Origin of the sequence: Paenibacillus curdlanolyticus YK9 (genome assembly GCF_000179615.1) — a bacterium.
Classification (GTDB): Bacteria; Bacillota; Bacilli; order Paenibacillales; family Paenibacillaceae; genus Paenibacillus_T; species Paenibacillus_T curdlanolyticus.
Genome location: NZ_AEDD01000004.1, coordinates 202,024 through 226,923, shown reverse-complemented (window position 1 = coordinate 226,923; position 24,900 = coordinate 202,024). Strand labels below are relative to the sequence as shown.

General features: G+C 56.9%; 18 protein-coding genes and 1 pseudogene. 18 read left to right on the top strand and 1 reads right to left on the bottom strand.

Going from position 1 to position 24,900, the window contains the following annotated elements; genetic code table 11:
• Positions 1 to 42: 42 nt before the first annotated feature.
• From PAECUDRAFT_RS08855 to PAECUDRAFT_RS24550, 17 genes are all read left to right on the top strand, one after another.
• Positions 43 to 1,803, top strand: a complete 1,761-nt coding sequence (locus tag PAECUDRAFT_RS08855) for a phage tail sheath family protein (RefSeq protein ID WP_006037789.1) — start codon at positions 43 to 45, stop codon at positions 1,801 to 1,803.
• A gap of 48 nt (positions 1,804 to 1,851) precedes the next feature.
• Positions 1,852 to 2,289: a phage tail protein gene (locus PAECUDRAFT_RS08850; protein ID WP_006037788.1), complete on the top strand. Its 438-nt coding sequence runs from the start codon at positions 1,852 to 1,854 to the stop codon at positions 2,287 to 2,289.
• A 45-nt stretch (positions 2,290 to 2,334) separates the two neighbouring features.
• Entirely contained in the window at positions 2,335 to 2,703 is a 369-nt protein-coding gene (locus PAECUDRAFT_RS08845) for a hypothetical protein (protein ID WP_006037787.1), read from the top strand.
• Complete coding sequence (locus PAECUDRAFT_RS26630) at positions 2,655 to 2,882, top strand: DUF6760 family protein (RefSeq protein WP_006037786.1); 228 nt, start codon at positions 2,655 to 2,657, stop codon at positions 2,880 to 2,882. The genes PAECUDRAFT_RS08845 and PAECUDRAFT_RS26630 overlap by 49 nt, the downstream gene beginning before the upstream one ends.
• A 24-nt stretch (positions 2,883 to 2,906) precedes the next feature.
• Entirely contained in the window at positions 2,907 to 3,347 is a 441-nt protein-coding gene (locus tag PAECUDRAFT_RS08835) for a phage tail protein (protein ID WP_006037785.1), read from the top strand.
• Positions 3,344 to 6,082: a hypothetical protein gene (locus PAECUDRAFT_RS08830; protein WP_006037784.1), complete on the top strand. Its 2,739-nt coding sequence runs from the start codon at positions 3,344 to 3,346 to the stop codon at positions 6,080 to 6,082. The genes PAECUDRAFT_RS08835 and PAECUDRAFT_RS08830 overlap by 4 nt, the downstream gene beginning before the upstream one ends.
• 55 nt (positions 6,083 to 6,137) lie before the next feature.
• Positions 6,138 to 6,773, top strand: coding sequence for a CIS tube protein (locus tag PAECUDRAFT_RS08825; RefSeq protein WP_006037783.1), 636 nt, complete (start codon positions 6,138 to 6,140; stop codon positions 6,771 to 6,773).
• Between the two features lies 1 nt (position 6,774).
• Positions 6,775 to 7,860 (top strand): phage late control D family protein, encoded by a 1,086-nt coding sequence (locus PAECUDRAFT_RS08820; protein WP_006037782.1) that lies wholly within the window; start codon positions 6,775 to 6,777, stop codon positions 7,858 to 7,860.
• The gene (locus tag PAECUDRAFT_RS08815) at positions 7,857 to 8,525 is read left to right on the top strand and encodes a phage baseplate assembly protein V (RefSeq protein ID WP_006037781.1); all 669 of its coding nucleotides are present in this window, start codon (positions 7,857 to 7,859) and stop codon (positions 8,523 to 8,525) included. Before PAECUDRAFT_RS08820 ends, PAECUDRAFT_RS08815 begins: the two co-directional genes overlap by 4 nt.
• A 36-nt stretch (positions 8,526 to 8,561) precedes the next feature.
• Complete coding sequence (locus PAECUDRAFT_RS08810) at positions 8,562 to 8,852, top strand: PAAR domain-containing protein (RefSeq protein ID WP_006037780.1); 291 nt, start codon at positions 8,562 to 8,564, stop codon at positions 8,850 to 8,852.
• A gap of 45 nt (positions 8,853 to 8,897) precedes the next feature.
• Complete coding sequence (locus tag PAECUDRAFT_RS08805) at positions 8,898 to 9,293, top strand: GPW/gp25 family protein (protein ID WP_006037779.1); 396 nt, start codon at positions 8,898 to 8,900, stop codon at positions 9,291 to 9,293.
• 18 nt (positions 9,294 to 9,311) lie between these two features.
• Entirely contained in the window at positions 9,312 to 12,422 is a 3,111-nt protein-coding gene (locus tag PAECUDRAFT_RS08800; protein ID WP_006037778.1) for a putative baseplate assembly protein, read from the top strand.
• A 438-nt stretch (positions 12,423 to 12,860) separates the two neighbouring features.
• Positions 12,861 to 14,855, top strand: coding sequence for a putative baseplate assembly protein (locus PAECUDRAFT_RS08795; protein WP_006037777.1), 1,995 nt, complete (start codon positions 12,861 to 12,863; stop codon positions 14,853 to 14,855).
• Complete coding sequence (locus PAECUDRAFT_RS24565) at positions 14,836 to 16,929, top strand: phage tail protein (protein WP_006037776.1); 2,094 nt, start codon at positions 14,836 to 14,838, stop codon at positions 16,927 to 16,929. The genes PAECUDRAFT_RS08795 and PAECUDRAFT_RS24565 overlap by 20 nt, the downstream gene beginning before the upstream one ends.
• Before the next feature lie 29 nt (positions 16,930 to 16,958).
• Positions 16,959 to 19,418 carry a hypothetical protein gene (locus tag PAECUDRAFT_RS24560; protein ID WP_006037775.1) on the top strand — a complete coding sequence of 820 codons (2,460 nt, stop codon included), beginning with the start codon at positions 16,959 to 16,961 and terminating at the stop codon, positions 19,416 to 19,418.
• A gap of 23 nt (positions 19,419 to 19,441) precedes the next feature.
• On the top strand, positions 19,442 to 20,545 hold the full coding sequence (locus PAECUDRAFT_RS24555; protein ID WP_006037774.1) for a VgrG-related protein: 1,104 nt from the start codon (positions 19,442 to 19,444) through the stop codon (positions 20,543 to 20,545).
• A gap of 32 nt (positions 20,546 to 20,577) precedes the next feature.
• On the top strand, positions 20,578 to 21,459 hold the full coding sequence (locus PAECUDRAFT_RS24550; protein WP_006037773.1) for a peptidoglycan-binding protein: 882 nt from the start codon (positions 20,578 to 20,580) through the stop codon (positions 21,457 to 21,459).
• A gap of 110 nt (positions 21,460 to 21,569) precedes the next feature.
• Here PAECUDRAFT_RS24550 and PAECUDRAFT_RS08770 read toward each other — a convergent pair whose 3' ends face one another.
• The gene (locus tag PAECUDRAFT_RS08770) at positions 21,570 to 22,067 is read right to left on the bottom strand and encodes a hypothetical protein (RefSeq protein ID WP_144266492.1); all 498 of its coding nucleotides are present in this window, start codon (positions 22,065 to 22,067) and stop codon (positions 21,570 to 21,572) included.
• Positions 22,068 to 22,107: 40 nt separating this feature from the next.
• Between PAECUDRAFT_RS08770 and PAECUDRAFT_RS26790 the strand changes: the two are divergent.
• Positions 22,108 to 24,900, top strand: a pseudogene (locus PAECUDRAFT_RS26790) (hypothetical protein); the annotation flags it as partial.

Below are 24,900 nucleotides of genomic sequence, written 5' to 3'. Positions count from 1 at the left end.
AATAGCCATTCATCATTCATTCATGTTGAGGAGGAAATGACGATGCCTGAATATTTGTCCCCAGGAGTCTATGTGGAAGAAATCGAGATCGGCAGTAAGCCCGTTGAGGGCGTGTCGACGAGTACGGCAGGTTTTCTAGGAGAAACAGAGCGGGGTCCGACGACGCCGCAATTCGTAACGAGCTGGCTTGACTACCAGCGCGTGTTCGGCAGTTATTTTAGCGATACGGGTTATTTGCCTTATTCGGTGCAAGGCTTCTTCGATAACGGCGGCCAGCGCGCGTACATTGCTAGAGTGACGAGAGCGACGGCTGTTCGGTCAGAGCTGCGCCTCAAGAAAGGTGCGGCAGAAGCGCTTTTGGTCGAAGCGATTGGCGAAGGCTCATGGGGCAACCGCATCGCGGTTAAAGTCGTGAAAGGCACGTTTTCCGGCTTCAAGCTGTCCGTCTACTACTGGAAGCAGGAGATTGCCGTGTTCGATCCAGAGACGGATACGAAGAAACTGCCGCGTCCGGCTGTTGCCGAGCAATACGACAATCTATCGCTTGATGCCGCATCGCCGGACTATTACGAGAAGAAAGTGAACGGCATTTCGAACCTCGTTTCGCTTAGCGCCGTTCCTGGCAAAACGATTCAAATTCCCGATGTGAGCGCGATCGCGTATTTGGCAGGCGGCGCGGATTCGGATGAGGCGGACGGCTCTCCTACGGCAGCGAAGGATAACACGATCACGCTGAGCGCAGAAGCTTCGGCGAAGGATGGCGACTACGTTGGCATGGAGCTTCGCATTATCGACGGGCCTGCCAAAGGGCAAGTACGGACGATTACAGGTTATGTCGGGTCGACTAAGGTTGCGACGGTGTCGGGCGGCAACTGGGACGCAGCGGCAACGCCGACGACAGGCTCGGTTTACCGGATCGTCTCGAACAAGCTTGTACTGGCGGATTTTGTCCGCGCGGATTCGAACCAGCCTGGTCAACGCAAAGGCCTGACGGCGCTGGATGCGATCGATGATATTTCCCTGCTGTATTCGCCGAACGCTTCGGTCGTGACGGGCTTGGTCGGCGAGCTGATCTCGCACAGCGAGCGGCTGAGAGACCGCTTCGTTATTCTTGATTCGCCAGTGAACGCGAAGGCGGATTCGCTTGATCCGCGCAGCGCGAACGAGACCAAGTATGCAGCGTTCTACTACCCATGGATTAAGGTCGTGAATCCGGATTCCGGTTTGCTGCGCATCGTGCCTCCGGGCGGCCATGTGCTCGGCTTGTATGCGCGAACGGACGTGGAGCGGGGCGTGCACAAAGCGCCTGCCAACGATACGGTTCGCGGTGCGGTCGATTTGGAATTCCAGATTACGAAGGGCGAGCAGGACGTGCTGAATCCGAAGGGCGTAAACGTCATTCGCGCATTCCCGGGCCGCGGCATTCGCGTATGGGGCGCACGCACGCTTTCGAGCGATCCGCTCTGGAAATACGTGAACGTCCGCCGGTTGTTCCTGTACTTGGAGGAGTCGGTCTTTAACGGCACGCAGTGGGTCGTCTTTGAGCCGAACGATGATAAGCTGTGGGCGCGCGTTCGCCGTACAGTGACGGAATTCCTTACCCGCTTATGGCGTGACGGCGCGCTTCAAGGCCGCAAGCCGGAAGAGGCGTTCTTCGTGAAGGTCGATCGTTCGACGATGACGCAGGACGATATCAACAATGGCCGATTGATCGTGCTGATTGGCGTTGCGCCGGTGAAGCCGGCCGAGTTCGTTATTTTCCGCATCGCGCAAGTATCCGGCGGCGCAGACGCAGCCGAGTAAGATGGTTGAACGTTACTTTTAGTTAATCGAATAGGGGGAGAGCAAGCAATGGCAACGGGGCAAAGAAAGGATCCATACCGCAACTTCCGATTCCGGGTGGAAATTGACGGCTTGCAGCAGGCTGGATTTACGGACGTATCGGGATTCGATTCGTCGGTGGACGTTATTGAATACCGCGAGGGCAATGAGGTGCCGACGACGCGCAAGCTGACGGGCTTGACGAAGTACGGCAACATCAGCCTGAAGTGGGGCATTACGGATTCGGCCGAAATTTATAACTGGTATAACGAAGTGACGAAGGGCAACGTGCAGCGCAAAAACATTTCGATCGTGCTTGTGGACGAAACGGGCAGCGACAAGTCGCGTTGGAACTTCATCAATGCTTGGCCTTCCAAGTATGATGCGCCTGACTTCAGCGCGAAGAGCAGCGATGTCGGCATCGAATCGCTCGAGATCGTGCATGAAGGCATGACGCGCGAGAGCTAATCGGGCAGCTAAGGTCATGAACAGCAATGAGAGGATGGATCATCGATGGCATTTGTAACCGAATTTGAATTTGTGCTGCCTAAAGGGTATGTCGATAAGCAAGGGACGCTTCATCGCGAAGGGACGATGCGCTTATCGACGGCGGCGGATGAGATTTTGCCGCTGAAGGACCCGCGCGTTCAGCAAAACCCGGCCTATTTAACGATCATTTTGTTATCCCGCGTCATTACGAAGCTTGGCGATGTGCAGATGATTAACCCGGCGGTTATCGAGGGCTTGTTCTCTTCGGATCTCGCTTATCTGCAGCAATTATACAAGCGCATTAACGATGACGGCAGCGCGACCATTGAGGCGGAGTGCCCGAAATGCGAGCACCAGTTTCATTTGGAGGTAGCCGCGGCGGGGGAGTTCTAAGCAGCTACCCGGTGGATCGGCTCTATGAAGAGGTAGCCTTCATCGCATATTACTTGCATTGGACGCATGACGACATAATGGCGATGGATCATCGCGAGCGTCAGCGATGGTGCGAGGAGGTATCGCGCATTCACCGGAAGGTGAGCAAGGAGCCCAAAAATATTTTTGACATCAGATGATGATGCGTGGAGGAGGGGCGGTTCATGCCGACAGGATCGAGGCGAGACCCGTTGTCGGGGTTCCGGTTTTTAGTGGAGCTCGACGGTCTTATTGTCGGGGGCTTCAGCGAGGTGCAGGGACTTGAAGCAGAGATCGAGACGGAGGAGTACCGGGAGGGCGGGGTCAATGGATTCATTCATCGGCTTCCCAAAATGACGCGCCAGTCGAATTTGACGCTGAAGCGCGGATTGACCGGCTCGGATGTCCTGTGGTTCTGGTTCAAGGATGCATCCGACGGCTGGGTGTCTCGCCGCGACGGCTCCATCATCCTGCTCGATGCGTATGGCGAGGAGGCGTGGCGGTGGAATTTTGCCGGCGCCTACCCTGTCAAATGGACCGGCCCCGAGCTGCGCGCAGACAGCAGCAGCATTGCTGTCGAATCGATTGAGCTTGCCCATCAAGGCTTATCGGTGTTCGGGATATGATCGGCCGTTTGCGGCTTATTAGCGATCCGGGCTTTGCCGCTTCGTTGGTTCAGAAGCATGCGGATGGCAAAGCCATCCGTACGCCGGCGATGCTAGCGCTCGTTTATTTGATGAATGAGACTGGCGATGGCGATAGTGAGCAGTCGCCAAGCACCGAGAAGACGATTGAGCGGTTGGTGGAGCGCCGAATTGAGCGCACGGTTATCGTACGCGATCGGCTTTCCGCGCCGCTGACGGCTTCGCCGAGATTGGCGCAAGAAGGCGGAAAACAAGCGGATGCTGGGCGGCGATCGCCTTCCGATCAGCACGATCGGGGGCGTAAGCTGCATGCAGCAGCCGGGAATGTAGGAGCACCGCTGACGGTGCCGCCGCTGTTGTCCAGAGCAATAGAAGCTGTTCGTTTTACAAGCATGCGAGAGGACAGCTCGCTTGCAGCACAACTTGTTGCCGCTGCTGCAAGCGGTTTGTCCATGAGGCAGGGATTATTGGCGAAACAGATCCGCCCGCTGGCGGCGGATGCAGGCTCGCCGCAGAGGCATGGCGCAGCATGGCAGACGGGGCTGGAAATGGCTGCGATGCCTGCTCCTTCTCCTGCTGCGGATAGAACGGCGAGTGCTGAGAATCCATCGGTAAGGAAGCAAGCTAATGCCGATGGGGCAGCTAGAGCTTCCGCGCATACTGAGCAATCAGGGCGTCCGGTTTTAGCGCAGCCACCATATGTGCAAAGAGGCTCGCTTGCACGAGGATTGTCTTTGCGGTTGCAGCCCGGAACGCAAACGGCGGCTGGCATGAAGCTGCTGCAATCGATGGTTCAGCGGTATTTGGGCAGGCAAGGGCAGGAGCGGGGCGCAGCTTTTGCGAGGATGGCGACACCTGCTGAGCCGTCGCTTACTGTCCAGCTCAGTAAGCAGCGTTTGGAGCTGCTAGGTGAAATGCCTGTCGGTAGGATGGAGAAGCAGCAAAGTGGCAGGCAGCATTCCGATAGTCAGAGACGTCAGCAGACGCTGATTCCAATAGCGGAGCCTTCGGTCCATCCGTTTTCCTCCCATGGATTGGCGCATGCGGAGCATCCTGTGCACGGCGAGCAAATTCAGCAATTGCAGCAGCGCAAAACAGCGTTGCCGTCGGCAGCGGAACAGCTAGCTCGATTAAATGCGATGCTGTCGTTGCAGACACAACGGCAGCAGGCTGCACTCGAAACGAATGCATCAATGCCCTCAAAAGCTGGCGGCTTGTTAGCAACGCGAGGGGAGCGGGAGTGGCGTGTACCGTCGCAGTTGGTTTCGCCAATGGCTGCTTTGCCGCGAGCTAGGATAGCAGCAGAGCAGCAGCGCAATTCGCCAAATGCGACGCGTATACGGATGCGAGTGCCACTAGCCAGCCAAGCAATATCCAGCATATTAGAATCCGGGATTTTGGCGTCAAGCGAACTTCGCGTTACTGCGCTGCATGCAATTGCGGCAACAACGCAGCAGCCGAAGAACCCTGATGTGACACATGAACGTGCAGGCCAACCAACGATTCAGCTGCACATGCCGCAGGAACGGCGGGCATCAAACGTATTACGGTCTGACGCTCCAAAGGCGAGCCCGCTGCGAAGCAGCGGATCAAGCGAAGCCCACTGGCAAGGGCAAGCAACAGCTGCTGCGTTAGCGCAGCAGCCGTCCGGGGTCGCAACGCATGCACGCGCGGTGCATCGAGCAGCGTCAGCGCAGCAGCCGCTCGCGGTAGTGGCAACGCGAGCGCTTGCGCTGCATCGAGCGGCGTCAGCGCAGCAGCCGCCCGGGGTCGCAACGCATGCACGCGCGGTGCATCGAGCAGCGTCAGCGCAGCAGCCGCTCGCGGTAGTGGCAACGCGAGCGCTTGCGCTGCATCGAACGGCGTCAGCGCAGCAGCCGCCCGAGGTTGCAACGCATGCGCTCGTCTCGCAAACGCTGCCTGTGGCGAGGCACCTGCAGCCTCACAATTTGCAATGGCTCGAACCTGCGCAGGCTATAGAGCCTTCGACCGATGCACAGCGGCTGCGCACCCAATCGGATCGGGCGGAAAGAGGGCCTGCGCCAGCGCCGAAGCAATCGGCCGTTGCGCGGACATCACATGCGCCTTTTGCGCAAATCAGCTTAGGACGCGTAGTGAATTCACGCTCGATGGCACCTGCATCAGCGACTCTAGCCAATGCCATGGGACCTTCAATCGCACAAATTGCCCCGCGGTCCGCAGTAACGCAAACAGCAGCATTAAGCCCTGCAGCATCGCCTATTTTTGCAGCGAATGCAGCTTTAGTACCGCTGCAGACAGCAGCATCGCAAGCCACAATGGCATCGCAAGTTGCGGCAGCCTCATCTGTCCAAGCAGCGTTACAGCAAACGCAGGCGAGCGCGCGCTTACAGCACGCGGCAGTGCAGACGGATCAATCCGCCGCCTCAACATCATCGCTAACGCCGCCGGTTTCGGCGAGGCCGAACTCGGCAGTGGAGCTCCATCATCCATCGCCTCAGTCTGGCAGCCACGGCAATCGCGATGGCGGACAGAGCAGTGCGAACGGCGCATCATCCACGCAGCGAGCAGCTGCACCTGCGCCCGAATTCGCTTCGACGCCAGCTTCCACGTTTCAACCGGGCTCGCAGCAGCCGAATGCCGGACTTTCCGCTGCGGATATGAAACGGCTGACGGATCAGGTTTACCGGCTGTTGGAGCGAAAGCTTGCGATTACGAAGGAGCGCCGCGGCCTGTAGGCCAATCATTATCATTGAGTTAATGTCAGTTGTTCAATAGAAGGGAGAGCAGGTCATGGCATTGGAGAAGGCGCTGATTCAGCCGCTCGATTACGAGGGCAATCCGAAGGGCGAAGCGGTCAAGGTGCTGTTCAACCCGACGGAGTATGCCATCGATAAAAGCAATCAGCTGCAAAGCACGGTTATTCCCGGCCTGCCCACGCCAGTGACGCAATTTATCGGCGGCGGCGGACAGACGCTGTCGATGGAGCTCTTCTTCGATACGTATGAGCAGGGCGTTGATGTGCGGCAGCATACGGGCAAGGTAACCGGGCTGATGGACATGAATCCGGATTTGCACGCACCGCCGGTTTGCATGGTGATCTGGGGCAAAATGCAGTTCAAAGCCGTCGTAGAGCGGGTCGGACAGCGTTTTACGATGTTTCTGGATTCAGGAATCCCGGTGCGTGCGACGCTCAGCGTCACGTTCCGAGAGTATCGGACGATAACGGAGCAGCAGCAGCGGACGACGAATCAGGCGGATCAAACGAAGCAGGTAACCGTCAAGCGAGGCGAAACGTTATGGTCGATTTCAGGCCGCATCTATGGCGACCCAGGAAAATGGCGGACGATTGCACGCGCGAACGGCATCGCTGATCCGCGTAAGGTGCCTGCGGGCCGAACGCTCATCATACCGCCGCAGGAGGCATGAGATGGAATTTCAACAGCTAGAGCAGCAGTATCGCAATTTTTACGCGCCGCGCTTTGAAATCCGTATCGAGGGCGAGGATCTGCTTCGTCAAGGAATGGTGATTGCCGGCATTAGCGTCGAGCATTCGCTGGAGGAGGCTGGCTACTTCTCGTTCACCATCGACGATGCGTTTGATCACGTGCGGCAGGATTTGCGAAGCGTGGAGTCGCTGTTTTCATTCGGCAGAAAAATCGAGATCAAATTCGGTTACGCAGATGCAATGAAGGTGATGCTGATCGGCCATGTGACGGCGATCTCGGTTGATTTTGGCGAGTCGGGCACGCCCCAAATGACGGTCAGCGGATACGACACGACCTATGCGATGATGAAAGGCAACGAAGCGCGATCATGGGACAATATCAAGCACAGCGACATCGCGTCCGCGATCGCTAGCGATTACGGGCTTCAAGCGGATTGCGAAGCAACGCCGGTCACGCATCCGAAGTTGACCAAGCAGGAGGGGCAGAGCGATTACCAGTTTCTCAAGTCGCTCGCCGAGCAAAATTATTACGACCTTTACATTGCAGGCGATAAGCTTATGTTCAAAACGCCAGCGATCAAGGCGGAGCCGATTCTTACGCTGGAATGGCGCAAATCGCTTCTCAGCTTTCGTCCCGATGTTAATCTGACCGGCCAAGTGTCAGAGGTCGAGGTGCGCGGCTGGGACCCGAAGGAGAAGAAGGAGATCATCGGGACGGCGCGCTCGGGGGATGAGCAGCTCGCAGATGACGGCAAAGGACGCAAGAGCGGAAGCGCCTATATGAAGCAGCTGCATCGAGGCAAAGTCGTTGAAACGGTGCGGCGCCCCGTTTTTTCACAGGCAGAGGCGGATCGTATTGCCCGGTCCATGTTGAACAAGCGCGCCGAGCAATTCGTTACCGGCCGTGCGGAGGCGATAGGCATTCCCGATTTGCTGCCGGGCTCGCGAATTGCATTGCAGGGGCTCGGACGAATGTTCAGCACGGTTTACTATATTGAAGAAACGGGCCATAGCATGGATGCCTCGGGCTACCGGACGACGATTAAAGTGAAGGGGAACATGATATGACCATGGATCTGGGGGGACTGCTCGGCGGCAGCGGTCAGGATCGAACGCGCATTTACGGCGTCATGATTGCGATCGTGACGAACAATCAGGATCCCGAGGGAATAGGCCGTGTGAAGCTGATGTATCCGTGGCGCGGCGGTACCGGCGGAGGCGCTTCAGACGAAAGTAATTGGGCGCGCATCGCGGTGCCGAGCGCCGGCAAGGCGCGAGGCTTTTATTTTCTGCCCGAAGTGGATGACGAGGTGCTCGTTGCTTTCGAAAATGGCGACATCAACTACCCTTACGTCCTCGGTTCGCTCTGGAATGGCAAAGACACGCCGCCTGGCAGCAATGATGACGGCAATAACAATAAACGAATCATCAAGTCGCGAAGCGGGCACGAGATCGTGCTTGATGATACAGACGGCAAAGAGAACATTACCATTACGAGCAAAGACGGCCAGACGATTAAGCTAGCCGACGGCTCGGATGGTCCGGCCATTGCGCTGAAGGATGCCAACGGCAATGAAGTTGTAATCGATGGCGCCAGCAACGCGATAACGCTCAAGAGCAGCCAGAAGATCACGATAAAGTCGAATGAGGTGCAACTGGAGGCGAATGCGTCGATGACGCTGAAGTCCAGCGGCACGCTCAAGATCCAAGGCTCGATCGTGCAAATCAACTAATGCAGTCTTATTCGCAAAATGAGGGGGGCTGGCGCGATGCCGCCTGCAGCAAGAATGGGAGATCCGACAAGCCACGGCACGCCGCTTAGCCCGGGACCGGGCAGCGCCAACGTGCTGATCGGGGGAAAGCCGGCTTGGCGAGCGGCTTCCGATTTTCATGCATGCCCATTGGCAACGCCGAATCCGCATGCAGGAGGCGTAGTCGCGGCTGGATCGGCCACAGTGTTTATTAACGGGCTTCCCGCTGTACGGATGGGTGACACGATCACCGAAGCGGGAGGGCCTAATGCAATCATGATGGGCGAGCCGACCGTGCTGATCGGATAAAGGGCTCACCGATTTACATATAACGGTTGAAGGTGGCGAAGATCGATGAATCAATCGTTTCTGGGTACAGGGTGGAAATTTCCTGTCGCCCTGGAGCCAGGCTCGGGCGCGTTCGCAATGTCGGCGGATGAGTCGGATATCCAGGAGGCGATTCGGATCATTTTGTTCACGGCGAAAGGGGAGCGCGTCATGCGCCCTGACTTTGGCTGCGGCATTCACGATTTTGTGTTTGAGACGATGAGCGTCTCGACGGCTGGGCAGATGGAAGCGAGCGTTCGCGATGCTTTGAACCGATGGGAGCCGCGTATTGAGACGCTGTCCGTCGAGGTGCAGCCTGAGCGCGGCGCGGTCGGCAAGCTGGGGATCGCCATCCGATATCGGGTTCGTTCCACGAATAATGAATTTAATTTGGTCTATCCGTTTTATTTGCGCGAGGGATAGCGTCAGGAGGGTGTTGCGATGCGTGCTCCGCTCATTGACGGCCGGGATGTCGGCCAGATCATCGAGCAGCTGCTGGAGCTGGCTCCATATTACGTGCCGGAATGGAATATGCGCAATGAGCGCGATCCAGCGGCCGCGGTATTGCGTATTTTTGCGGGCCAGTACGTGGATACGCTGGAGCGCCTTAATCGGGTTCCGGATAAAAATTTCATCGTATTCCTCAGCAAGCTCGGCATCTCGCTGCTTCCCGCGACGCAAGCGCGCGCCCCGGTTACGTTCCGGCTGAGCGCAGGCTTGAAGGATGCGGTGCTGATTCCGGCGCGGACGCAGGTAGCGGCTTCGCCGACGGATGGCGGCAAGCCGATCGTGTATGAGACGGGACAGCCGATGCTGGCGACGCCCGCTCGAATCGTGGAGCTGCTGAGCGTCACCGCCAGCGGCGGAATTTATCAAGCCCCGCCAGGCATGGCGGAGCAGCCGGTCGCCCCTTTGTGGGCGGTGCTTGCAGCGCCAGCGCGCCAAGGGGATGTTACGCTGCTTGTCGACAACGCCAAAGGACTGGCGTCAGGCGACTTGCTGTCGTTTGGCGACGCGGGCGGATATGCAGAGGTGCAAGCAGCCAAAGGAGAGACGATCACCTTGGCGTCACCACTGCTTGCGACCTATGCTGCTGGCACTGAGGTCAGCAGAGTAACGTCATTCCAGCTGTTCGAAGGCGTGAACAAACAGGATAATGTTTTGTATTTGGCGCATGAGAACGTGCTTGGCTGCGGTGGAAAAACGGCCATTCGGCTGGTGAATGAAGCAGGCGCTGCCTTGGAGGCAGACGATGCGCTCATTCGCTGGCAGTATTGGAATAACGGTTGGGAGGATCTGTTGTCCGATGGCGATCACTTGAGAGTGAAGCCCGGTACGGCGCAGATTGGGATGATAGCTGTGAATGGGCAGATGAATCGCTGGCTGCGCGGGCAGATCATCGAAACGGGCAGCGGAGGCATGGCAAGCATGCGGCAGTGGCAGATCAAAACCGCAGGTGATGCGGTGCCGCCGGATTTGGTTTTCAGCAACAACAACCCCGTCGAGCCGGTTGATGGGGGCAGCGGCGGTTTTTATCTGTTCGGCCCTAGCCCGCGCACGGGCGATACCTTGTATCTGGCGGGCGCGGAGGCGCTGTCCAAGCGAGGCGGAGAGGTAACGTTATGCTTCGCGATCGGGGAAGAATCGCAGGAGTCGGCCGTGAAGTCGATTTTGACAGATGAGGTGTCCTGGGAGTATTGGAACGGCGGCGGCTGGTTGCGCTGGGATCGCCAATCGATCGAATATGAAGCAGCGGCGGGCCAATGCCGGATTCAGTTCCGCAATGGCAATGACATTGCGCTTGCCTCGGTTCAAGGCCAGGAGAACTATTGGATACGCTGTCGGCTTCTGGCATTCAATGCTGACGGGCAGCTGGAGGTGGCTGGCAAGCGGCTTGCGATTAGCGATGTTTCCGTTTCCTATTCGGTTAGCGCAGCGCCTGAGCAGGTGCTGGCTTATCGCAATCTGCAATATGTAGATTGGCGTGAAGGCGCAAGCAGGGAGTCGAGCCTTGAACGAGATGATGCGCAGGCGATCTATATCGGCTTTGATCGAGCGCCGCTTCGCGGGCCGATTAGCCTATATGCTGATTTGGCGGATCAAGTCTATAACCCCGATCGGCATCCGCTTATCGAGTGGCAGTACTATGCAGAGAAGCGGGGCGGCTCGAGGTGGATGAAGCTGGATGTGGACGACGGTACGGATCATTTGACCAAAAGCGGTTGCCTGACGTTCATCGGATTGCCGGATTGGACAGAGGCAGCGTTGTTCGGCAAACAGCGCTACTGGCTGAGGGGAGTCGATACATTAGGCGTGTTTCGAACGGCGGATTCGGATTCGGGGGAGAGCGGCAGTGCGCCTGCTCCGATCATTCAGGGCTTGCATCGGAACACAACTTTGGTCGATCAGGCCGAGAGCTATCGGGATGAGGTTATCGGCTCATCGCGCGGGACGCCTGATGCCGTGTTCACGGTATCCAAGGTGCCAGTCGTAGCCGAGGAGCTGTTCATTGACGAGCTGTCTTCGATCTCTGATCGCGAGCGTCAGCTACTGCAGGACAATGGCACGGTTTTCGTTGAGGAGAAGGATGAGAAGGGAATCGTGACGCGCTTTTGGGTACGGTGGAAATCGACGGATACGCTGGCTGCCGCAGCTCCAGACGAGCGGAGCTACGCGATTGACCGAACCTCGGGACGCTTGCAGTTCGGCGATGGCGTGCATGGCATGATTCCTCCGATCGGAACGAACAACATCAAGCTGCACTATCGCTGCGGGGGCGGAACAAGAGGCAATGTGCCGGCGGGCGCTATTACGATGCTGAAGTCTTCGATTGCTTATGTAGATGGCGTCGTTAACCCATGCGCCGCAGCTGGGGGCTATGATACCGAGGATGCGGAAGCGGCAAAAGCGCGGGGACCGGTCATGATTCATCATCGCAACCGCGCTGTGACGGCAGCTGATTATGAGAGTCTGGCGTTCGAAGCGGCACGCGGAATCGCAAGGGTCAAATGTTTGCCTAATGTGAATGAGCAGGGGCTTCCGCAGGCAGGCCGAATGACGCTGATCATCGTGCCGCAGTCGGTTGACCAGCTCCCGCAGCCGAGCGCGACGCTGAGGCAGCTCGTAACCGGCTATATTCAAGAGCGGGCAGCAAACGTCGTTGCAGGGCGCGGGCATATTCATGTGCGCGGCCCGGCCTATGCGGAAGTGGCTGTTCGAGCGGTGCTGGTTGCTGTTGGCATGGAGGATGTGCCCGAGGTGGAACGGATTGCGATCGGGCGATTACAATCCTTCCTGCATCCGCTCGCGGGAGGGCCAGCCAGCCAAGGCTGGGAATTCGGAAGAGTGCCGGCGCTGTCCGACCTGTATGCGCTATTAAGCGGTGTGGCGGGTTTAGCTTATGTGGATCGGCTGGAGATGCTCATACGCGACAGCGAGGGCAATGAATGGGTAATCAATGCATCGCAGCCCGCATCGATGACGGCTTTCCCGCCGCATATGCTCATCTATAGCGGAGAGCATCAGGTTGTCGTTAGGAGTATGGGCCGATGAGCTGAGTTTTCATGCGTGCGGGGTTAGTCCCGGGCATAGGAAGCGTCTCGCGCGCGGCAAGTATTCCTATGCGCATGCGTTTAGTCTCGCATTGCGGCAGTATTCCTGTGTTGTGTGCATGGGGTTCGTCTCAAGTATGAAAGTGGCATGTGGAAAATGGTCCCCCGTTGCACTTTATGCAATAAGACCTTGGGAAGCCGTGGCTGCTAATGAGCTCATTGCATTTTGTACAACGGGATACGGTTGAAAAGGATGATTTTACTCCTATAAGCGCCGTTCGGTAGGCGCGCATTGTACAGATTGCAATGGGATGCGTTTCCGCGAGCAGATAACTGGGCTTTCATTGTACAAACTGCAATGGGGAGAAAGCGATCACTAATCAATTAATGAAATATATTCATTCGTAAGCAACTAGACAATTGCTGAGGAGGTGACACGATGCTGCCCATCCCTAATTTGGATGATAAGACATTCGCGCAGCTGGTTGAGGATGCGAAAAAGCAAATTCCGCGGTATGCGCCAGAATGGACCGATTACAACGCGCATGATCCGGGCATTACGATGCTGGAGCTGTTTGCTTGGCTAGCCGAGAGCCAGCGCTTTTATTTGGATCAGGTGCGGGATGATCATGTTCGCAAATATTTGAAGCTGCTGGGCACAGCGCCGCTTTCGCCAAAGCCAGCGCGAGCCGACGTATCCTTCTCGTTCAGGGATGAGTCGTCAACGCCTCCTCTGGCTGAGCTGGGCATTGCGATGAAGGATGCGATTCGAGTGCCTGCAGGAACGCGGCTGCTGGCTGGCGAGCTGGCATTCGAGACCGAGCAGGAGCTAACGGTTACACCAGCATCGCTTGCCGCGATCGTAACATTAGCCGGCTCGGCAATGCTGGACCAGACGGAAGCGGCGGGTCACGAGGGGTTAACGTTTATGGCGTTTGGTGACAGGGCGGAGGCAGGCAGCAGCCTTTATCTCGGCTTTGACCAGACGCTGGCGCCGCAAACCTCGCTTTCCCTTCTGTTCCGCCTGTATGACCAATACCCTGTTCCAATAGCAAGGGCAGAAGACGAGCGCGAGGGAGAAGTGACGCCGCCTGCCAAGCTGGTTTGGGAGTATATGAACGAGAATGCGGAGTGGTCGCCGCTTCAAGTCGAGCGCGATGACACGGGAATGCTGACGCGCTCCGGTCGCCTCCAGTTTCGTACGCCGGAGAGCTGCGGCCTGCATCGCTTGTTCCCAATTATGGCGGCAGCCTGCTGCTGGTTCCGCTGCACAGTCGTGGAAGCAGGCTACGAGCTGGCACCGCGGGTCGATAGCGTCACGCTAAACTCGGTCTCTGCTGTGCAGCTCGCCTCCTCATTGGAGTGGCTGGGCCGCTCCAATGGGCTAGGCAATCAGTCGTATGCGCTTCGCGGCGGCGATGAAATCGTGCCGGAAAGCATGGCGGTTGAAGTGTTTGAGCCGTTGGCCGGCGATTGGCAGGCATGGACGCGCGTGGCGGATTGGGACGCTTCGGTGCCGGATGATCGGCATTATGTGTTTGATCGCGACAGCCGTTCGATTCAATTCGGCGATGGCCTGCGCGGCATGGTGCCGCCTGCCGCTGCCTCGGATCAGACGCAAAGCATTCGGGTGTCCTGCCAGCGTACAGCGGGGCTTGCAAGCAACGTTGGGGCAGGGGCGATTCGGCGTTTTGCGGAGGAGGATAACGAGCTTGCTTCGCTGCTGCGGATTGACCAGCGTTCTCCTGCAATCGGGGGCGCGAATGCTGAGAGCTTGGATGACGCGGTCACCCGTGCGGGCAAGGAACTGAAGCAGCTGACAAGAGCGGTCACGGATGATGACTATGAGCGGCTTGCCTGCCAGACCCCAGGGCTTCGAGTTGCTCGTGCAAAAGCGTTGCTGCTGGACGATAATGCCGTATCCGTCGTCGTTGTGCCCTATAGCGACAAACCAAACCCGCAGCCGAGCAGCGGGTATCAGCAGACGGTGGCAAGGCATCTCGACCAGCATCGCCTGCTGACGACGCGCGTTACGGTCGTGGCTCCGCAGTATGTGAAGGTGCAGGTGAATACGCTCATTACGATGCGAAGCGGCTATGACAGCGTGAATGTACAGCAGGAAGTAATAGCAGCGCTGACGCGTTTTCTTCACCCGCTGGAGGGTGGAGCGACGGGGAAAGGCTGGGCGTTTGGCCGAACGGTTTATCGCTCGGAGCTGTATGCACTGATTGATCAGGTGCCCGGGGTGGACAGCGTAGAGCGCTTGCAGCTGTTCACGGCTGGCGGAGACGGCGGTTTGCTCGATGAGCAGGGCAATGTCGTCATTGCCGCGAACGCGCTTGTATTTTCAGATTATCATCAAGTGGAAATTGAGCTTCCGTGGTCATGGCGCCCGGCGGCGGAAGGAGCCGCATATGCCCGTATTGGACCATAACGAAATCCATTATCATGCCATCCGCTCCCCCTTAAGCTGGCGCCAAGGCATGCTGCATCAGCTGGAGCTTGACGACGCCGGCATTCGGATTCAATCCGCTAACGACTACAGCACGGAGCTGGCTATTGATCTGGATGCGCTGCTGCCAAGCGGGGCACATATCATCGATATCGCGGAAGGGCCGAGCGGCATGCTGCTGCTATTAGATGAAGCGACGCGCAACGTTTATGCTTTTAATCCGTTGACGATGCAGCTGGATCGCCCGGAAGGGACACTTCGTCTGCTGGACGCGGGCTATAAGCTGGCTCGCGGCGAGAGCGGCGTGATCTATGCGCTGGAGCGGGGAGAAGGCGAGCAGCTTCGACTAGCCGCTTACTCTGAAGTTACAGGACAGCTCATCTGGACCACGGATCATCAGAAGGGAGAAGCGGCTGGCTGGTCGCCCTATGATATTGCGATCGATCATAAGGGCTGGAGCTTCGTGACGCAAACCGAAGGAGCTTTTGCCGCATGCTTCGATCCCGGAGGTCGGTTCGGAGGTTGGATCGGGAAGGAAGAGGAACAGCCTTCTTCGGAGGAGCTCGGCGCGACTCTGCTTGACCAGCCTACTGGCAGGCGGCTGACGGCGGCAATTGCCGATAATGGCTCGCTCGCGCTGCTCGACATCGATGCTAAGGTGCTAAGGCTATATTCGCCGCAGGCGGTGCTGCTTCGCGAAGTCCAGTTGGATGCGGCGATGCATCCAGCCTCGATTGCAATGGATAACCGCGGCGTGATCTACATCGGGGAAAGCGATGCGCAGGAAGGCATCCAGCAGCCGATGATCCATCTGTTTAACGCGCAGGGCGATGCGATTGGTCCAATGACAGCCTACCGCGGCGCTGCCCATCGGATCGTGTTCAGCCGAGAGCGGATGATTTTGTTTCATCGGGACAATCGGACCATGACGCTTCTGCGGCGCAAAGAAGCGCTGTTCCGCGAGAGCGGTTCGCCGATTTCCAAAGGCGAGTATATCTCGCACAGCCTCGATAGCACGGAGGAAGGTATCCGGTGGCATAAGCTCGCGATTGACCGGACCATACCAGACAATACGCTCATCCGTGTTACGTATCTGGTGTCCGATTCGCCGATGTTTCACATCGATGGCATGGATCGGAGCCTGGATGATTATCTTGCCGACTCCGCGCTGAGAACCGGTGAGAAGGCGGCGGCGCTGTCGCAGCTGCCTTGGTCGGAGCCTAGCGTGAACCCGCGGGAAGTGCTCGTCCGCGCCGAGCCGGGACGCTATATGTGGGTGCGTATTCAGCTGTATGGCAGCGATAAGCTGACACCCAGCGTGGTAGGCATCCGCGCTGATTTTCCGCGATTATCGTATTTGCGATATTTGCCTGCGGTTTATCAGGAGGATGCCGCCAGCCGCGACTTGCTAGAGCGGTTCCTCGCCTTGATCGAATCGTTCATGACCGAGCTGGACGGCACCATCGCTTCCTCTCCTCGCTGGCTGGATGTTGACGCGATGCAAGGCGACTACTTGCGGTGGCTCGCGACATGGATTGGCGCGGTGGCGGACCCGGGTTGGCCGGAGGCGAAGCTTCGCAAGCTGATCAAGCAGATGCCTGAGCTGCATCGGAAGCGGGGCACGAAGGCAGGACTGGAGCAATTGGTCGAAATCTATACGGGCGAGCGCCCGATCATCGTCGAGAACCATCAATTGAGCGCGATTCCGGATCCCGAGGCCAAGAAGGTGTACGCGGAGCTGTTCGGCGATGATCCGTATCGGTTTTGCGTGCTGCTAAAGCCGGAACAGCTGACGGGGCTAACCGAGCTAACGGCAGTGAAGCGAATGATTGAGCTCGATAAACCGGCGCATACCGTTGCGGATGTGACATGGCTGCAGCCGTGGATTTATTTGGGCGGACACACCTATTTGGGCATGAACACCCTGCTGACGAAGCCGTCCTCCCGATTGGATGACGACTCAATTCTGCAGCGGGATACGTTGTTGACTGACAATACGCCATTCGGGCAAGTGGATGTTCGATCCGGAATAGGCGCGGATACAAGGCTAGCTTAATCGAGAGTGATGATAGGAGGCATGAAGTCGTGACGAATAGTCAGCTGCAGCTGCAGCAATTTGAGCGCAATCATTATTTTTATGGCAAGCTTCTAACGGTAAGGGATTTCCAACTGGAACAGAGCTACATGAACGAAAAACGCAATCTGCTTAATCGGTTCGTGCATGGCACGGGCGTAATCGGCGGCTTGCATCTGGCTCCCATCGATGGCACGGGCATTCGGCTGACGCCGGGCACAGCGCTTGATGCTAACGGGCGCGAGATCGTCGTTGCCGCGAACGTGGACATCGCTGATATTAGCAAGCTTGCGGGATACCCGCCTGTCTATGGCGGCGGCGTGCTGTATGCGACGCTATCGTATGACGAGACAGCGCGCGAGCCGGTTCCGGCGGTAGCGAACGCGATTCCGGGGCAGGACGGCATCGAGACGAACAAAATCCGCGAGACGTTCCGCTTCGCGCTAACGACGGAGCCGCCGGCAGCATCGGCCAATTTGGACGCTGTGTATCGCAAGACGGTCACGATTTTTGAAAATGACCAAATCATCGTGAACCGTTCCGTGCCGCGCGTCGTCAATCCCGGCGATATTATCGAGGTTGTGCTGAGCGTGACGACCAAGCTGGCGCCAACCGGTACGTTGCAGGTCGATATCGTCGAAAGCCTGCCGAGCCTGTTCACGCAGCTGAGCAGCTGGAAGGATAACAAAATTCCGTTCGTCTTAACGGGGTTGCCGATGAATACGACGCGTTCGCAGCGCTATTATGCGCGCGCAGGGGAGCTGCCTGCCGGAGGAACGATCGGGGGCAATGTTTTCATTAACAGCGTGCTGTTCAATTCGCAGCATGAGTCGGAATTGGCAGTCGTTGCGGACCGCTCGGTCATTCGACTGCTGGCGGAGCAGTATTTTGACAAGCAGCTGAGCAACGGCGGAGCAAGCGAAGGAACGGTTGTGCTTGCGGCGCTGACGATTAGCAACAAAGGATTGATTACGGCGATCGATGAATCGGTCCGTCCGTTCGTGTACAACAATGAGCTGCTGTTCCAACTGCTGCTCAGCGAGAAGCAGCGTCCCCCGGTATTGCCGACGCATGCGGCGACGCATCGCAGCGGCGGGCCAGATGAGCTGAATGTAAACAATCTGTCCGGTACGCTTGCTGATCCGCAGAAGGTTGCCGTGCAGGACGAGGGCACTGCGCTAACGGTTCGCACCAAAATCAATTTTGTCGGGGCGGGGGTTACGGCTTCCGATGATTCGGTCAACAACCGTACGAACGTGACAATCGCAGGCATGACCAGCCATGCGGCATCGCATCAGGACGGCGGAGCGGATAAGATTAACGTGAACAATCTGTCCGGCACGCTTGCCGATCCGCAGAAGGTTACGGTACAGGAAGAGGGCGTTGCGCTGACGCCTCGTACCAAAATCAATTTCGTCGGCCCGGGCGTAACGGCCACGGATGATCCAACGAATAGCCGAATCAACGTCTCGATCAGCGGCGCGTCATTAAGCCATGCAGCGACGCATCAGGATGGCGGGACTGACGAAATAAACGTGAACAATCTGTCCGGCACGCTTGCCGATCCGCAGAAGGTGCTCGTGCAGGATGAGGGCACTGCGCTCACGGCGCGGCCGAAAATCAATTTTACGGGCGCTGGCGTTATCGCGACGGACGATCCGACGAACAATCGAATTAACGTCACCATTGCTGGCGGCGGATCGAGCGGCGGCTCGGGTGCGATTATTTCCTCCGGCTCGGTAACGTTCCAAGACGTCGCGCCGGGTCAGATTCTTACCTCTCCTGCCATTTCGCATCAGTTGCTGTCCAATAACGTGGGCATCGTGCTGGGCGTGGCCCAATCGTTCTTGTCCGGGGGAATCATTGAGTCAGCGGAGCTCGTTCAATCTTCCGATTCGATCGATAAGCTTGCGACTGTCGAAAAGCTGGATGCGGCCGAAAGCTTCTCGGCGTCGCTTAGCACGGGGGGCGGCGGAACGACACCGCCGATTATCGTCCAGCCCGATCCTGGCCCGGTCCCGCCAAGCTTCCCAAACTTGTACCCGCTCATGCAGATGGGTAATGTTGCCGAGCTTGAGCCGGAATCGCCGCTTGTCGTCGCCTCTTATCGAACGAACTCGTCGTCCAGCTTTTCCATCACGCTGCAGGATCGCCGAGTCTTTACCGGGCTTAACGAGTCAGTCAATTGGATTGTGACATGGTGGGCGTTTGCTGGAACGGTCCAAACAGGCGGCATCATCGTGCAAGGGGGAGGAACAGGCTCAGGAGGCGTGGATACGAGTCTGGTTGGCGGTGTTTCCAGTGCGAGGCTGACGGATCTGAAGGTTTCGGAAGAGACGGTTGCGGATAACAAGCTGGCAGACGAAATCAAGCTGACGGAGCCTGCACCCGAGACGATCAAGCGTGTCCGTAAGCCAGTCGTGAAGGATACGACGCAGCCTGCACCGGGCGACCCGCCGGCTGAATCATAAGGTGAACGATCGGAGCTGATAAAATGGTTAAGAGCGTAGCCGAGAAGCCGAAGCGCAAGCGCAAAAAGAAGCCGGCTGCTGCAGCGAAGGCGACGAGCACGGCACAGAAGGCGGCGGCCCCCCAGAAGAAAGCTGAGGCGCATCCGGCAACGGAGCCGTCCGTTCTGGAGCAGATGCAGCGATATATCGGCAACAACTCGGTAGTGAAATATTTGAAGTCGTTTCTAAGCGATGAAGGGCAGCATGAAGCGAAGAAAGCGCCTGAGACGAGGTCTTCGCCTGTCGTATCGGCCGATCAAGCGAGCAAGACGGCTTCCGGCGCAGCGGCTCCCGCAGCGAAATCCGCCGGAGGCGATGAGCAGGAGCTTGGCGTTCTGTCATCCAAGTATGAGTCGAACGGCAAGCCGGGATTGATCTCCAGCGGTGCGGGAGATTCCGGCGGCCGCTCCTACGGCGCGTATCAGTTCAGCTCGAAGTTCAAGGTCATCGACGACTTTTATGCATGGGTCAAAAATCACGACTCCGAAACCTACGCGATACTGGAAGCGGGTTTCAAAGCGGATGGCAACAAGATCGGGGACAAATTCAACGAGGCGTTCGAGAAGCTGGGGCAAGATCAGCCTAAAGCGTTCTTGAAGCTGCAGCATGAATATACGAAGGAAATGTATTACGACAAGTCGGTCGCCAGCATTAAGAGCCAGTTCGGGCTCGACATCAACTCGCGAAGCTTCGCGCTTAAGAATGTCATCTGGTCCAGGGCTGTCCAGCACGGCGTCGGGAATAAGAATAAGGGACTGCTCAAAATTCTTATAACTTCCTTCGAGGGCATGGACCTAACGACCGCCAACGATGAGCAGATCATTCGGGCGATTTATAAGGAAAGCGGCAAGATGACGTCAGATAAGCCTTCGGACTCCAGCAACAAGATGGACGGCGATACGATTAAGAAGAGCAAGGAAAAGAACGTCAAAGCGATGGCTGACGAGGTTGATGGGAAGTATATGAAGCATTTTTCCAAAAACGGCGCGGCGATGCAGGCTGGCGTGTATTATCGCTTGAATAAAGGCGAGCCTGAGCAGGCGCTTAAGCTGCTTTACGGCAAAGATTATAAGTTCAACGGCCTCTAATCTATTCCTTCTATACAAAGGAGTGTCGTCCCATGTCCAACCGACCGGATCAAAACCCGCCTGAAGGCGTACTGTCGCTGGATCCTGGCACGTTCAAGCCCGAGGTGCAGCAGCTGCAGAGCCAGCTTAATGCGTTAGGCTATAAAGGCTCCACGCAGAAGCCGCTCGTCGCCGATGGCAAATTTGGACCGAATACGCTCTATGCCGTGAACGCCTTCAAGGCGGCCAACAAGCTGGGCAATACCGGCGCTTCGCAGGGCAAGGTCGGCCCGCAAACCTGGAAGGCGCTGTTCTCGCCGGATGCGTTGAATGCCGCTGGCGTTCGGGTTGGCGGCGGCGGTTCGTCAGCGGCTTCGAGCAAGAAGCTAGTGTATTACAATCAGGAGGATGCGCGCTGGCGCAACCTGCTCTACTCCAATCGTCGGGATGCGAGCCAGACGGTCGGAACGTCCGGCTGCGGGCCGACCTGCGCGGCCATGGCGATCAGTACGCTTACGGGCAAGGCTTTGCTGCCGCCTGTGCTGGCGAAGTTCGCCGTCGACAATGGCTTCCGTACCATGGATAGCGGAACGGCATGGGGATTTTTCGGCAAAATCGCTCCCGTTCACGGCGTTCGATGCGTCCAGACCTCGGACTGGGAGGATGCCAAGCATGCGCTCGCGCAGGATGGCCATCTTGTTATCGCCTCGATGCGGCCGGGACATTTTACGCTTGGTGGGCACTACATTCTGCTGCATGGCATAATCAAACGATCGATGGATGCATGGATCGAGGTGCTGGACCCAAACATGGACAATACGCGGTATGGCCATGATGATCTCGTGGATGAAGGCACGAAGGACGACGGCCGAGTTACCGCGAGAGAATCGCTGTTTCGCCGGGAAGCGGGACAGTTCTGGGTGTTTAGCAATTAAGGGCAAGTTAGGTAGCTAGAGTAGTGAGGACCACTTGGCGAAGGATGCTGAGTGGTTTTTTATTTGGATAATTTTATGTAAGCGATTAATATTAGATACATTTTGTAACTTTATGTAAATTTTAATAGACAGCCGCTGGTTTCGACCTTATATTGGTAATACATTATGGAACTGTAAAGATATAGGGGGTAAACCGTATTGGCAGTTACAAGCGCAACTTCAAAACCAGCAACGACCACATCGACTGCATCTAAGCCAGCCGCATCGACATCCACGGCGAGCAAGCCCGCCACAAGCACGCCAGCAGCATCGACATCTTCGGCGAGCAAGCCCGCCACGAGCACGCCAGCAGCATCAACATCCACAGCAAGCAAGCCAGCCACAAGCACGCCGGCAGCATCGACAACCACGGCGAGCAAGCCAGCCACGAGCACGCCAGCAGCATCAACATCCACGGCAAGCAAGCCAGCCGCAAGTACGTCAGCAGCATCGACAACCACGGCGAGCAAGCCAGCCACGAGCACGCCAGCAGCATCGACATCCACGGCAAGCAAGCCAGCCACGAGCACGCCAGCAGCATCAACATCCACAGCAAGCAAGCCAGCCACAAGCACGCCAGCAGCGACAGCACCGCTTACTCAGGCGCAGATGGATGCCAACCGAGCGATTGTACAAGCAAAAGAGGAATATGCGGCAGCAGCAGCTGCCGGAAATCGGACTGCGATGCAGGCCGCCCAAGAGCAGGCAGAGAAAGCGCGTCAGCAAGGGGGGACGATTCGAGCCGATCAGACGCTAGAGGAAGCCAAAGCAGCGTTGCAGCAGTCAGCGGCGCTCACGCCCAAGCCAGCGCCTGTAACGTATAATGCGCAAGGCGTAACAGCCGCTCCGTCCTCGACGACCACGGGAACGAATGTCAACGTGTCAGCGGGCAGCGGTACTGCCAGCACGGCTAAGCCAAGCACTAGCACCGGAAGTGCAGCTCCAGCTCCTGCACCGGTATCGACACCGACGCCGGCGCAAGCTCCGGCAGCTCCATTAGTCAGCAAACCAACACCGACAACAGGTATGACGCCTACAACGTCATCGGGCTCGGTTGGCACAGGGCCTAGTCAGCAATCACTGAACCAGGCGCTGGAGCAAGCGAAGCGGGATTGGTGGGATGCCAGGTTTGCCAATGACCAAACGAAGATGGACAGTGCGGCTAAACGCGGCGAGGATCTGCGCAAGCAGGGCGCGCAAGAGACGGAAGCGATGCGCAAGATGGACCAGACCAATACGCAGCTGCTCGTCGATCGGCAGAACGATTTGAACCAAAGGCTGTATAACGCGAAGGCTGAGTGGTGGGACGCTCGGTTCCGTAACGATCAGCAGGCAATGGATGCAGCAGTTACGAAGGGCGCCAGTCTACGTTCGCAAGGTGCAGTAGAAACGGCCGAGATGCAGAACATGGATAAGCAAAACCAGATCAAATGGGACAATATGTCCAAAGCCGCGCCAGTTGTGAATCCAGGGAATGGTACACTGCCGGCTGCGCAGCAAAGTCAGCTCAATCAGCAGTTACTCACTGCCAAGAAGAATTGGTGGGAAGCTCGACTTGCCGATAACCAGACCTTGATGGACAAATATGAGGCAGAAGGGCAGTCGCTGCGCACGCACGGCGCTCAGGAAACAGACGCTTCAAGAGCGCTTGACGCAGACTATAATAAAAAGCTGCAATCGAAGCTGTCGGACGAGAGCAAGCTGCTGGCAAGCAAGAAGGAATGGTGGAAAGCCTACGCCGATATGGATGCAGCAGGCATGCAGTCCGCAGAGGATACGGCCAAGGAGCTGCGCTCCCACGCTTACGTGAACGACCATACGGATGCGATGGTGAAGCTCGACGCGCAGAACGCGTTGTTCCTGCAGAATAAGAAAGCATACTATGATGCTCGAACCGGCATAGATGCAAGCAATATGAAGGCGATGGCCGATGCGCTTGCAGGCATGCAGAGCGCTGTGAACAACGGGGCCTCGTTATACGGCAGCTCGTATAAGATTGATCTTGTTAGCGAGCAAATTTTATCGAAGCTTGCAGACTGGGCCTCACTCACGCTGCAGGGGAGTCCCAAGGCTGCCAGCACGGCGTTAACGGAAGCGAATACGTTGTATGCCAATGCCAAAACCAAGGATCGGTCCTTCCAAAGCTTAATTACGAAGGTCGACACGAGCGGCTTGTCTCAAGCCATTCGGGACGTTCAAGCGGCAGACATCGCGTACTGGCAGGAGGTTTCCCAATCCACGACAGCAGCCCCAGGCAGCCAAGCCCAGAAGGCGGCAGACCGCCAACGCATCTATGATCAGTTCAAAGCGATGAAGCTGGACGTAGATGCGAGGAACACCTATGTGAACACGGTAAACACGCAGATCATGGAAGCCAAGAAAAATTATTGGGCCTACACCGACTTGGCGAATACGACCGCAGATGCGGCAAGCACGAACGATTATAACAAGCTCGCTGCTTCCCAGCAGGCTATCTACCTGGGGCTTCAGAAAGATGCAGCAGGCGTGGAAGGCATTATTAAGACGACGGCAGTGGACACCTTGAATACCAATTTCCTGACGGCGCGTAATGCCCTGAACGATTATTTGAAGAATGCCCAGTTCGATAAAGCCATGAACGCGCTAGACTACATGCAGGAGCTGAAGGATAAAGGCGCAACGCTCAATATCCGACGCAACAGCACGCTCGTGCAATCCAAGGTCGACGACTTCCTCTATGAATTGAAAAGCCGGGAGTGGGCGCGCAAGGAGAATCTGCTGGCTCCCGACGCTAGCTTGGATAAGTATAAGGTCATTGCGAAGAATGTGCTGGGTGCGAATGGGCTTGCGGATCGGATTGTGAAGCTAGATGAAGCAAATGAAGTCATACTGAAAGCAAAATCAGATTTTTGGGCGGCAGCTGTCACGATGGACGATCAGATTATGAAGCTGGCCGCGGATAAGCTGAAGAGCATGAGCAAAAACGAATTTGCTACGTTATCAACAGAGTTCAACACGAAGCTCGATCAACTTAACGACGAGATCATTCGTATCTCAGTGGCAAGCGTCGTTTACAAAGGAAATCAGGATCAAGAGGCAGCAATAGACGCCAGAAAAGACGCGATATTGGATGATATCCAACGAGCAAGAGCGGCCAAGCTTACAACGCTCAATGTAAATGACAATCCGTTGATGCAGTTGGCCGAGAAGATTTACGATAACAAGAAGGAGATCTGGAGCTGGCAGATCAACCCTGACATCGATACCGTGCAGCGGGTAGTGAGAGAAGCGACACAAAGCCAATTGAATCAGCTTACGGAAGCTTACAATCAATTAGATAAGTATACGAAAGCGACTTTAGGCGAGCATGTCCTTCCGAAGTTTAATATCGATGTTCAGAATGAGCTTGTCGTGAATGCCAAA

What these genes read in the sequence shown, in the direction of transcription:
- PAECUDRAFT_RS08820 (WP_006037782.1), top strand. Translation starts at nt 6,775, where the DNA reads ATGGAATTTCAACAGCTAGAGCAGCAGTATCGCAATTTTTACGCGCCG.
- PAECUDRAFT_RS08795 (WP_006037777.1), top strand. Translation starts at nt 12,861, where the DNA reads ATGCTGCCCATCCCTAATTTGGATGATAAGACATTCGCGCAGCTGGTT.
- PAECUDRAFT_RS08855 (WP_006037789.1), top strand. Translation starts at nt 43, where the DNA reads ATGCCTGAATATTTGTCCCCAGGAGTCTATGTGGAAGAAATCGAGATC.
- PAECUDRAFT_RS08800 (WP_006037778.1), top strand. Translation starts at nt 9,312, where the DNA reads ATGCGTGCTCCGCTCATTGACGGCCGGGATGTCGGCCAGATCATCGAG.
- PAECUDRAFT_RS08845 (WP_006037787.1), top strand. Translation starts at nt 2,335, where the DNA reads ATGGCATTTGTAACCGAATTTGAATTTGTGCTGCCTAAAGGGTATGTC.
- PAECUDRAFT_RS24550 (WP_006037773.1), top strand. Translation starts at nt 20,578, where the DNA reads ATGTCCAACCGACCGGATCAAAACCCGCCTGAAGGCGTACTGTCGCTG.
- PAECUDRAFT_RS08810 (WP_006037780.1), top strand. Translation starts at nt 8,562, where the DNA reads ATGCCGCCTGCAGCAAGAATGGGAGATCCGACAAGCCACGGCACGCCG.
- PAECUDRAFT_RS08825 (WP_006037783.1), top strand. Translation starts at nt 6,138, where the DNA reads ATGGCATTGGAGAAGGCGCTGATTCAGCCGCTCGATTACGAGGGCAAT.
- PAECUDRAFT_RS24555 (WP_006037774.1), top strand. Translation starts at nt 19,442, where the DNA reads ATGGTTAAGAGCGTAGCCGAGAAGCCGAAGCGCAAGCGCAAAAAGAAG.
- PAECUDRAFT_RS08805 (WP_006037779.1), top strand. Translation starts at nt 8,898, where the DNA reads ATGAATCAATCGTTTCTGGGTACAGGGTGGAAATTTCCTGTCGCCCTG.
- PAECUDRAFT_RS08830 (WP_006037784.1), top strand. Translation starts at nt 3,344, where the DNA reads ATGATCGGCCGTTTGCGGCTTATTAGCGATCCGGGCTTTGCCGCTTCG.
- PAECUDRAFT_RS24565 (WP_006037776.1), top strand. Translation starts at nt 14,836, where the DNA reads ATGCCCGTATTGGACCATAACGAAATCCATTATCATGCCATCCGCTCC.
- PAECUDRAFT_RS08815 (WP_006037781.1), top strand. Translation starts at nt 7,857, where the DNA reads ATGACCATGGATCTGGGGGGACTGCTCGGCGGCAGCGGTCAGGATCGA.
- PAECUDRAFT_RS08835 (WP_006037785.1), top strand. Translation starts at nt 2,907, where the DNA reads ATGCCGACAGGATCGAGGCGAGACCCGTTGTCGGGGTTCCGGTTTTTA.
- PAECUDRAFT_RS26630 (WP_006037786.1), top strand. Translation starts at nt 2,655, where the DNA reads ATGCGAGCACCAGTTTCATTTGGAGGTAGCCGCGGCGGGGGAGTTCTA.
- PAECUDRAFT_RS08850 (WP_006037788.1), top strand. Translation starts at nt 1,852, where the DNA reads ATGGCAACGGGGCAAAGAAAGGATCCATACCGCAACTTCCGATTCCGG.